Raw genomic sequence first — 8,090 nt, forward strand, 5'->3', positions numbered from 1 at the left:
CCGCCGGGTCCGCCGTCGGAGGAGCGGACCTTGCGGCTCGGCGGCAGGGCGACCAGTCCGTTGATGCCGCGGATCAGCGCACCGGACTCGCCGGAGACGAAGCGGGCCGGCTGCCGCACGACCCGGATCGGCAGCCGGGAACGGCGTTCCGCGACCGCCGCGGGCATCGAGGTGACGCCCGGGCTGCCCTCGTCCACGCCGACGGCAACGCTTTGGGCGCGCAGCGCCTCGCCGACGAGCAGCGCACCGTCCAGGACGAGGTGCGGGGCGCGGGCGAGCAGCATCCGGTCCTTGGCGCTGCCCGGCTCGCCCTCGGTGGCGTTGACGACGACGGCTGCGGGCAGACGCCGGCGCCGGGCGGAGTCGATCACCGCCTGGAGCTTGCGGGCGAAGGGGAAGGCGGCTCCGCCCTTCCCAGCCAGTCCGATCCGCTGGGCGAGGTCGACCAGTTCCGGCGCGCCGTACCTGGGCAGTGGCCCGTGGACGGCGAGATGGGCCTCGTACCCCATCCGGATGTACTGGTCGAGCCCGGCGGTGAGCCGGGGCGGTCCCATCCGGATGACCTCGGGGACATCCGTGGTGCCGGCCGTCATCGGTTCTGCCAGGAGTCGACTCCGTAGCCGGAGGGCTGTGTCTGCGCGGGCTGGTACCAGTAGCCGGGGCTGGGCCACGGCTGTACCGCGTTCGGGAACTGCGGGCCGCCGTCAGGTCCCTGTGGGTACCCGGACTGGCCTGCGAAGACCTGGGGCGGGTACTGCTGGACATACGGCTGCTGGGGGTACTCGGCCTGCGGTTGTTGCTGCTGGAAGGCCGTCTGCTCAACGGCGTACTCCTGACCCCCGAAGTAGAGCATCGCGTTGAGTTCGCCGGTGTCCCAGGCATCCACCGTGAACTGGGCCTGCTGTTGCAGCTGTTGCTGTTGCTGCTGGAACGCCGCCTGCTCGGCCAGGTACTGCTGACGGCCGGCGTCGAGCAGGGCGTTCAGCTCACCGGTGTCCCAGTGCACGGCGGCCGCGTCCATGGACAGCGGGGTGGGCGTAGTGGCGGCCGAGGCGGATTCCGGCGTCGCCGCCGGTCGGGCGTCCGGAATCTCCACGTCCAGCGCCAGCAGTGCGGAGGACTCGCCGAAGACGGGCAGTTGGTCGCCGATCGGCGGGTGGAGCGACTCCTCGCCGGGGCCGATCAGGTCCACGGCCATCAGGCGGCGGTTGGCGTTGACGCCGATGGTGTTGCGTCCGGCTCCGTGCAGGAACTTGATGAGCAGGACGAGTGCCACCGCGGCCATGTTGACGCCGTACGACCACACGACCCAGGCCCTGGCCGGTCGCCCGGCCTCCAGCCCGTGCGCGAGGGCGAGCGGCCACGAGGCGTAGGCGACCCAGTGCAGCGGTCGCCACAGCCGGGTGAGACGGGGGTTGTCGGCGAAACGCCCGCGAAGCGCGCCGGTGGCCGCGGCCAGGACCAAGAGCTCCGCGGCGATGGTGCCGACGCCGACCGCGAAGCTGGTTCCGGAAGCGAACGGCACCACCGCCGCCGCGGGAGCGGCATGCCCCTCGGCCACCTTGTCGGCGATGTGGATCACCAGCGTCACCACGGCCGCCACGGAGACGGCCCGGTGCAGGGCCTGCACCGCGACCCTGTGACGCGGCGTCAGCATCCGTCGCTCGGCCGCCAGGAGCCCGAGGGTGACGCTGCCGCTGAGCGCCATCAGCGTCAGCACGCCGAAGAAGAAGTCGACGAACCGGTGCACCGCCTCCGTGCCGCTGCGGTTGTGCGCCGTCGCGGGGAGCTGGAGAGCCTGTAACACGGTGGCGACCACGGCGAGCACCACCACGGCGGCGGCGACCAGGACCGGGATCGGGGGCCTCGGCAGCTCCGGCGCCGTGCCGGCGGCGGCCGCGCGCAGTCGCACCACGGTGTCCTGCGGGGACCTGCGACGCGGCCGCGGCCTTGTCGAATTCCTCAAGCTCTGTCCTTGTCCGATAGTGGAGGTGGCACGGAGGTCGACGCGGACCGGGTGCACACGGGCGTGGGTTCCCCGGCGGCAGGCGGCATCAGCCCCGCGGCCCGGGCAAAGCGGCGCGAAACCCACTGTTGGAGGGCGACGCGCCTGCGCAACCGGCGAGTTGCGCTCTACCAGTGGCTGCCGTAGACCGGCGCGGGGGCACTGTCCGTCGCGGCCGGCATGCCGGTGGGCGGGTAGGCCGCGCCCGAAGTCGGCATGGCGGTCGGCATGGCACCCGGCCCGGTCGTCGGCCGACCGGTGGGCATTCCGGTCGGCCTGGTGGTGGGCTTTCCGCCCGACTTCAGCGTCGGCATTCCGACTGGTGTGGTGGCGGGCATTCCGGTCGGCGTACCCACGGGTTCGGATGTCGGCCTCCCGGACGGTGCACCGGCTGCCGTTGCCGTCGGCGTGCCGGACGGTGCACCGGCCGGCATCGCGGCCGGCGTGCCGTTCGTCCCGGTAGCCGACGGCGTCGGGGCGGCGGGAGGAGCGGCCGTCGGGGCGGTGGGAGTGCACGCCACGGCCAGCACCGAAGTCCCGATGGCGAGGAGGAGGTACAACATCCGCCTGCGGCTGGGCACTCGGCCGCCTCCGCCACGGAGGCGGGGAGAAGTGGTCCGGGATGAGAGTTCCATGCTGCGGCCCCTCCGGGATGAGCGATTCCGATGAGTGCTGTGAGTGCGGTACGAGCCGCAGCCGGACGAACCCGACCAGCAGGGCGGGTGCCGGTCCGGCCTCAGCGGTCATCCCGCGGCGGCCAGCGGGGGAGCGTTCTTGTCGCCGGTCTGCGCCGACGGGGTTGCCTGCTGTACCGGTGACTGGCCGGACGCGACGGCTGTGGGCCGGCCCGACGGGCCGCTCTCCAGTGACGCGGGTACGGCCTGCTTGCCCGACGCGGCCGATGCCTGGAGAGGGGGTTCGAAGGCCACCCCGGACAGCGGCATCACCGTCGCCGCCGGCGTGGCGCCGGCAAGGGCGCCGACGGCGCCGTGAGCCGGAGCCACCGGACGGGTACGGAAAGCCAACTGGTGGCTCACCGCTTCGTCGAGAGTGACCGGACGCTTTAGCTCACCGGCCAACTCGGATGCGAGAAGCCCGAGTTCGGCGACGCGTTGCCAGTCGAGACGGACCACGAGGCGCAGCTCGGCGCCTCCTTCGGGAGCGGCTGTGACAGCCGGGACGGCCATGTCGTTCACGGGTGATCCTTACGGTGCGGATTGCGGCGGGCACGCGCGCCGGCGGACGGCCGCGGCCACCGGCCCGGAGTGCCTCGGTGTGAGCCCGGATGCCGGCCGCCCGACAGGCGGCGTGACGGCGCGGGCGGGTGCGGTGGGCCCGGCGCGGTAATGCCCGTACCGGGCTTCGGTGAGAGAGACCGTACGGCCTGTCGGCCCGTCGAAAACAGCGTCAGCGCGGAACTTTCGATTTCCCTAAGGGAGCGCTCACCCCGGGCTCACATCGGCACCGCCGGGTCCCGCTCAGCACCGCTTCGACGGTGCTGGGCGGGAAACCCGCGGGAGCGAACAGCCAACGGCTCCACGGTCGTCATGCTCTGGCCGATGAGAACTCGAGCCTTTCGCGGTTCGCGGCGGCGGGTGCACCACCGCGCCGCTCGGGTGCACCACCGCGCCGCTCGGGGGCGGGCCGAGCGGCGCAGGGTCGCCCGACGCGCGGTACGCCGGAGGAAACGTGCCCGCCTGCGCGAGCTGCCACTGGTCACGCTGGTGGCGCTGGTGCTGGCCCTGGCGCTGAAGACGTTCCTGATGCAGGTGTTCGTGATCCCGTCGGGTTCGATGCAGAACACGCTCGGCATCGGCGACCGGGTCGTGGTCGACAAGCTCAGCCCGTGGTTCGGCGGCCGGCCGCACCGCGGTGACGTGGTGGTGTTCCAGGACCCCGGCGGCTGGCTGGAGGCGGATCGGCAGAACGCCTCGGACGGGCCGGTGTTGCGCACGGTGAAGGCGGCCTTCTCCTTCCTCGGCCTGCTCCCCTCGGACGACAGGCAGGACCTGGTCAAGCGGGTGATCGGGGTCGACGGCGACACCGTGGCCTGCTGCGACGACCACGGCAGGATCACCGTCAACGGCGTCGCGCTGAACGATCCCTATCTCGCGCCGGGCAACGCTCCTTCCCGACAGGCCTTCGACGTCACCGTGCCCATGGGACGGATCTGGGTGATGGGTGACCACCGCGATGTGTCCGCCGACTCCCGTTACCACATGGGGAGTCCGGGCCAGGGGACCATTCCGCTGACGAGCGTGGTGGGTCGGGCGGTTGCGATCGTCTGGCCGGTCCCGCGGATCCGGCACCTGGACGCACCCGCTCCGCCCCCTCGCTGCCGGCCGCGACCGAAGACCGGGGGCGCGCTCGACCGTCTCCCGGTCCCGATCACCTCCCGGCGCAACCCCCGTCCGCGCCGCCCGCGTCAGGCGCGCTCGTGCTCCCGGTCGGGTGGTGGCAGTCGCGACGGAGGCGACGGCAGTGGTCCGTCAGATGAGCTGATCCTTAGGCGACTTTTAGGGGATATCGCTGCCGGCGCCAACGGCCCCTCCCGCCTCCTACGATCGAACACACCGCTGTTCGAAGCAGGTTGAGACCCGCTCCCCGGATGCGGCCCCCGAAGCGGACTTCCGCGTGGACCCGAGTACCGGTCCGCGTGCGGCTGCTCCCCCAGCCCCTCATCGCGCCGTCACGGCACCTTGCCGGAGGACCCACATGACCTCACGATCAGCTCATCACCGTTCCCCCGGCCGAAGCCGCCGGGTGACCAAGCCCGCCCTCGGCCTCGCCGCCGTGCTCAGCGCCGGCGCCGCCGTCCTGGGCGTGTCCTTCGCCGCCACCACGCCGCCCGCGCCGCAGGCCGGCGCGCCGACCCAGCCCAACCCGAACTGCACCATCAAGGTTCCGGCCAACCCACTCACCGCCCAAGGCCTCGCCACGCCCTACACGTTGGAGGCGACCGATCCGGCGCAGGGAGCCTGCCACGAGTCCAACGGCAACCAGTCGGCGTTCGTCCAGGCCACCGTCCTCGACCCGGCCACCGGCGCGATCTCCGTCTACAGTCCGCTGGTCATCGACAAGGGAACCGCCCCCGCCGTGGCGCCGGCCGTCCCGGCCTTGCCGGCGAACGCCGTGGTGGGGGTCTGGTTCGGCTACAACGGCAACGTCCTCACCCTGGCCGGCCAGAGCGCCGCCGGGAAGTGCGTGGGCGGCACGCCGGGTGGACAGCCCTTCGGTCAGTTCGCCTACTGCAACGCGCCGGCCTTCTTCACCGCCGCCAACTCCGCGGAGGCCGCGGGCAAGCTCGCCGTCCCGCCGCTGGGTACGGCCCGCGACGGCAAGCCCTGCCCGACCACTCGTGACTTCAGCGTGGTCGACCAGGACCAGAGCGACAACGTCACGACCGAGTACCTGTCCACCGCCCAGGGCGCGACCGCCCAGAAGACCGCGAAGAACCTCGCCGCCCTGAGCGGCGGGGGAAGGACGCAACCCGCCGCACTGCTCAACGGCAGCGACAACCTGCTGCTCGACAACTTCCTGGACCCCGCACTGGGGTGCACCCCGTGGACGGCCCCCGATCTCGCCGACCCGGGCAGCAAGGTCACCTCACTCGCGCTCAACGAACTCCAGGCCGCCAAGTACCAGGCAGCGCCCATCGCGCTCGTCCCGCTCAGCGACCCGATGGTCATCGAGAACAACCAGCAGAACCGGAACAAGACCAACCTCTACCGGGCGGGCGTGAACCAGCCCGCACTCGGCGCCACGGCCAACGGCGATCCGACGGCCTACTGCACCGACCTCGCCACACCCGGCGCCCAACGCCTCAACCTCGACAAGCAGTTCACCGCCGCCGTCCCCTCACCCCAGGACGGCCAGAACCTCTTCGACTTCCTCACCCAGCGCCTCGCCGCCTCCCTCACCAACCTCGGCTGCCGGCAGCCGACACCGTCCGCGACACCGACCGCCACCGCTCCTTCCCCTTCGAGCAGGACCACCCCGACCGGCAAGCCCACCGCCACCCCGACCGGCAAGCCGACCCCCACCCGGTCCTCCGCCACCTGCTCCCCGAAGCAGTTGCTCGGCAATCCCGGCTTCGAGACCGGCGAGGCCGCGCCATGGACGGCCACCGACGCCGTGATCTCCGACTCCACGGGAATGCAGCCCCGCTCGGGCAACTGGGACGCGTGGCTGGGCGGTTACCCCTCCCCCGCCACCGACACCCTGTCACAGCAGGTGACCGTTCCGGCCGGCTGCAAGGCCGGCCTCAGCTTCTGGCTGCACGTCGCCAGCTGCGACCCGTCCACCGGCGCCGACACCCTGACCGTCACGGCCAACTCGACCGCCCTGGCCACCTACACCAACCGGGACGCAACCGACGGCTACGTGCACAAGACCCTCGACCTCTCGGCCTTCGCAGGTCAGAAGGTGACGCTCACCTTCACCGGAGTCGAGGCCACGGGCGCCGAGCAGACCAGCTTCGTGATCGACGACACCGCACTCGACGTGTCCTGACCGCTCCGGCGAGCGATCAGGGCGAACGGGCCCGCGGAGGCACCGGCGCATCGGCGCATCGGCCGACCACCGCGCCGCCCGCACCCCCGTCCGAACACCGCCCCCGGCGGGCGCGACATCCCGCCGTGCCCGCCGCAACCGCTCGCGGTACCTCCGCTAAGGAAGCCCTAAGCCTCCGCTAAACTTCCCCGAATCCCGTCCGCAGCACCCCGCTGACCAGCAGGTTTCCACGACGACCGGGGTCGCGGCCGACCTACCGGCCCGGTGTGCCCGCCGCTTCCCGCCCACCGGTTCGAAGACACTGTCAGCCGGATCGGCCGGTCGGCTACGGTGTGCGCCATGACATCCGTCCTCGTGGTGGAAGACGACCCCGCCATCCGTGCCTCGCTGACAGAGCTGCTGGCAGGCCATCACATGGTGGTGCGCAGTTCCCCCGACGGGTTCGGCGCGCTGCGCGAGGTCGCCCAGTGGCAGCCGGACGCCGTGGTGCTGGACCTGGGCCTGCCGGACCTCGACGGCGCCGACGCGCTGAAGATGATCCGCGGCCTGTCCCAGGTCCCCGTGCTGGTGGCGACCGCGCGGGACGACGACGCCGAGATCATCAAGCTGCTCAACGCGGGTGCGGACGACTACCTGGTCAAGCCGTTCTCCGGCGGGCAGCTGCTCGCCCGGCTGACCGCCGTCCTGCGTCGCTGCACCGGCCCCGCCCGCACGTTCGCCCCCGGACACGGCGTCCCCGGGGCGAACCACGGGCCGCTGGTGCTGGGCGAGCTGCGGATCGACCCGCTCGCCCGGACGGTCCATCTCGCCGGCCGCGAGATCGGCCTGACCCGGCGCGAGTTCGACCTGCTGTCGTTCCTGGCGCTGAACGCCGACCGGGTGGTCTCCAAACGGCAGTTGCTCGCCGAGGTGTGGCGGCAGACGTACGTGGACGAGCAGACCGTGGACGTACACCTGTCCTGCCTGCGCCGAAAGCTGGGCGAGCGCGCCGCCCGGCCGCGCTTCCTGCACACCGTCCGGGGCGTGGGGGTGAAGCTGGTGTCGCCCCGGTGAGATCCGCCCTTGCCGCGGTCGCACTCGCGGTGACGGTCATGGTCACCGTGTCGTTCCTCGTCCCGCTGGCCCTGCTCCTGCGCACCCACGTCCAGACCCAGGCGATGCTCGCCGCCGAGCAGCGCGTGGCCACCACGATGCCGCTGCTGACACTGGACCCGAACCGGCCCGATCTCGCCGAGGCAGTGGCCCGCACGGACACCACGGGCCAGTTCTGCATCCATCTGCCCGACGGCGGCCAGCTGGGCACCACCCATGCCGGCAGCCAGTTGCTGAACCGGGCAGCGCAGGGCAGGACCGCTCTGACCGGCGACGTTCCCGGAGGCCGGGACTACCTCCAGCCCGTCCTGCTCGAACACGACCAGGTCGCCGTGATCGAGGAGTTCGTACCCGATTCGGAGCTGAACCGCGGACTGACCCGGGCCTGGACCATCATGGCCCTGCTCGCCACAGGCCTGGTCATCGGATCGGTGCTGCTCGCCGACCGCCTCGGCGCCCGCGTGGTACGCGCCTCCCGCAA

At 72.1% G+C, this 8,090-nt stretch carries 6 protein-coding genes and 2 pseudogenes; 5 read left to right on the forward strand and 3 right to left on the reverse strand.

Features of this window, described 5'->3' with window-relative positions; translation table 11 throughout:
- Positions 1-593: pseudogene (locus tag ACFQ87_RS43080) on the reverse strand (oxidoreductase); the annotation flags it as partial.
- On the reverse strand, positions 590-1,912 hold the full coding sequence (locus tag ACFQ87_RS43085; protein ID WP_380616467.1) for a hypothetical protein: 1,323 nt from the start codon (positions 1,910-1,912) through the stop codon (positions 590-592). The gene ACFQ87_RS43085 and the pseudogene ACFQ87_RS43080, both read right to left, overlap by 4 nt.
- A 309-nt stretch (positions 1,913-2,221) precedes the next feature.
- Here ACFQ87_RS43085 and ACFQ87_RS43090 point away from each other — a divergent pair, with 309 nt between their 5' ends.
- Positions 2,222-2,674 (forward strand): hypothetical protein, encoded by a 453-nt coding sequence (locus ACFQ87_RS43090; protein ID WP_380616469.1) that lies wholly within the window; start codon positions 2,222-2,224, stop codon positions 2,672-2,674.
- Between the two features lie 74 nt (positions 2,675-2,748).
- On the opposite strand, the gene ACFQ87_RS43095 is transcribed toward ACFQ87_RS43090, so the two are convergent.
- Positions 2,749-3,201, reverse strand: coding sequence for a hypothetical protein (locus ACFQ87_RS43095; RefSeq protein ID WP_380616470.1), 453 nt, complete (start codon positions 3,199-3,201; stop codon positions 2,749-2,751).
- Between the two features lie 363 nt (positions 3,202-3,564).
- On the opposite strand from ACFQ87_RS43095, the gene lepB reads away from it, so the two are divergent.
- The 4 genes and pseudogenes from lepB to ACFQ87_RS43115 all read left to right on the forward strand — a co-directional run.
- A complete protein-coding gene (gene lepB, locus ACFQ87_RS43100) occupies positions 3,565-4,599 on the forward strand; it encodes a signal peptidase I (protein ID WP_380616472.1) in 1,035 nt (344 codons plus the stop codon).
- A gap of 169 nt (positions 4,600-4,768) precedes the next feature.
- Positions 4,769-6,517: a hypothetical protein gene (locus ACFQ87_RS43105; protein WP_380616474.1), complete on the forward strand. Its 1,749-nt coding sequence runs from the start codon at positions 4,769-4,771 to the stop codon at positions 6,515-6,517.
- A 339-nt stretch (positions 6,518-6,856) separates the two neighbouring features.
- The gene (locus ACFQ87_RS43110; protein WP_380616475.1) at positions 6,857-7,570 is read left to right on the forward strand and encodes a response regulator transcription factor; all 714 of its coding nucleotides are present in this window, start codon (positions 6,857-6,859) and stop codon (positions 7,568-7,570) included.
- Positions 7,567-8,090: pseudogene (locus tag ACFQ87_RS43115) on the forward strand (two-component sensor histidine kinase); the annotation flags it as partial. The gene ACFQ87_RS43110 and the pseudogene ACFQ87_RS43115, both read left to right, overlap by 4 nt.

The sequence above is a fragment of the Kitasatospora sp. NPDC056531 genome, assembly GCF_042794375.1.
In the GTDB taxonomy this organism is placed as follows: Bacteria; Actinomycetota; Actinomycetes; order Streptomycetales; family Streptomycetaceae; genus Kitasatospora.

Bases quoted from the DNA above. Each gene is read 5' to 3' on its own strand.
- lepB (WP_380616472.1), top strand. From the start codon at position 3,565: ATGAGAACTCGAGCCTTTCGCGGTTCGCGGCGGCGGGTGCACCACCGC.
- ACFQ87_RS43090 (WP_380616469.1), top strand. From the start codon at position 2,222: ATGGCGGTCGGCATGGCACCCGGCCCGGTCGTCGGCCGACCGGTGGGC.
- ACFQ87_RS43110 (WP_380616475.1), top strand. From the start codon at position 6,857: ATGACATCCGTCCTCGTGGTGGAAGACGACCCCGCCATCCGTGCCTCG.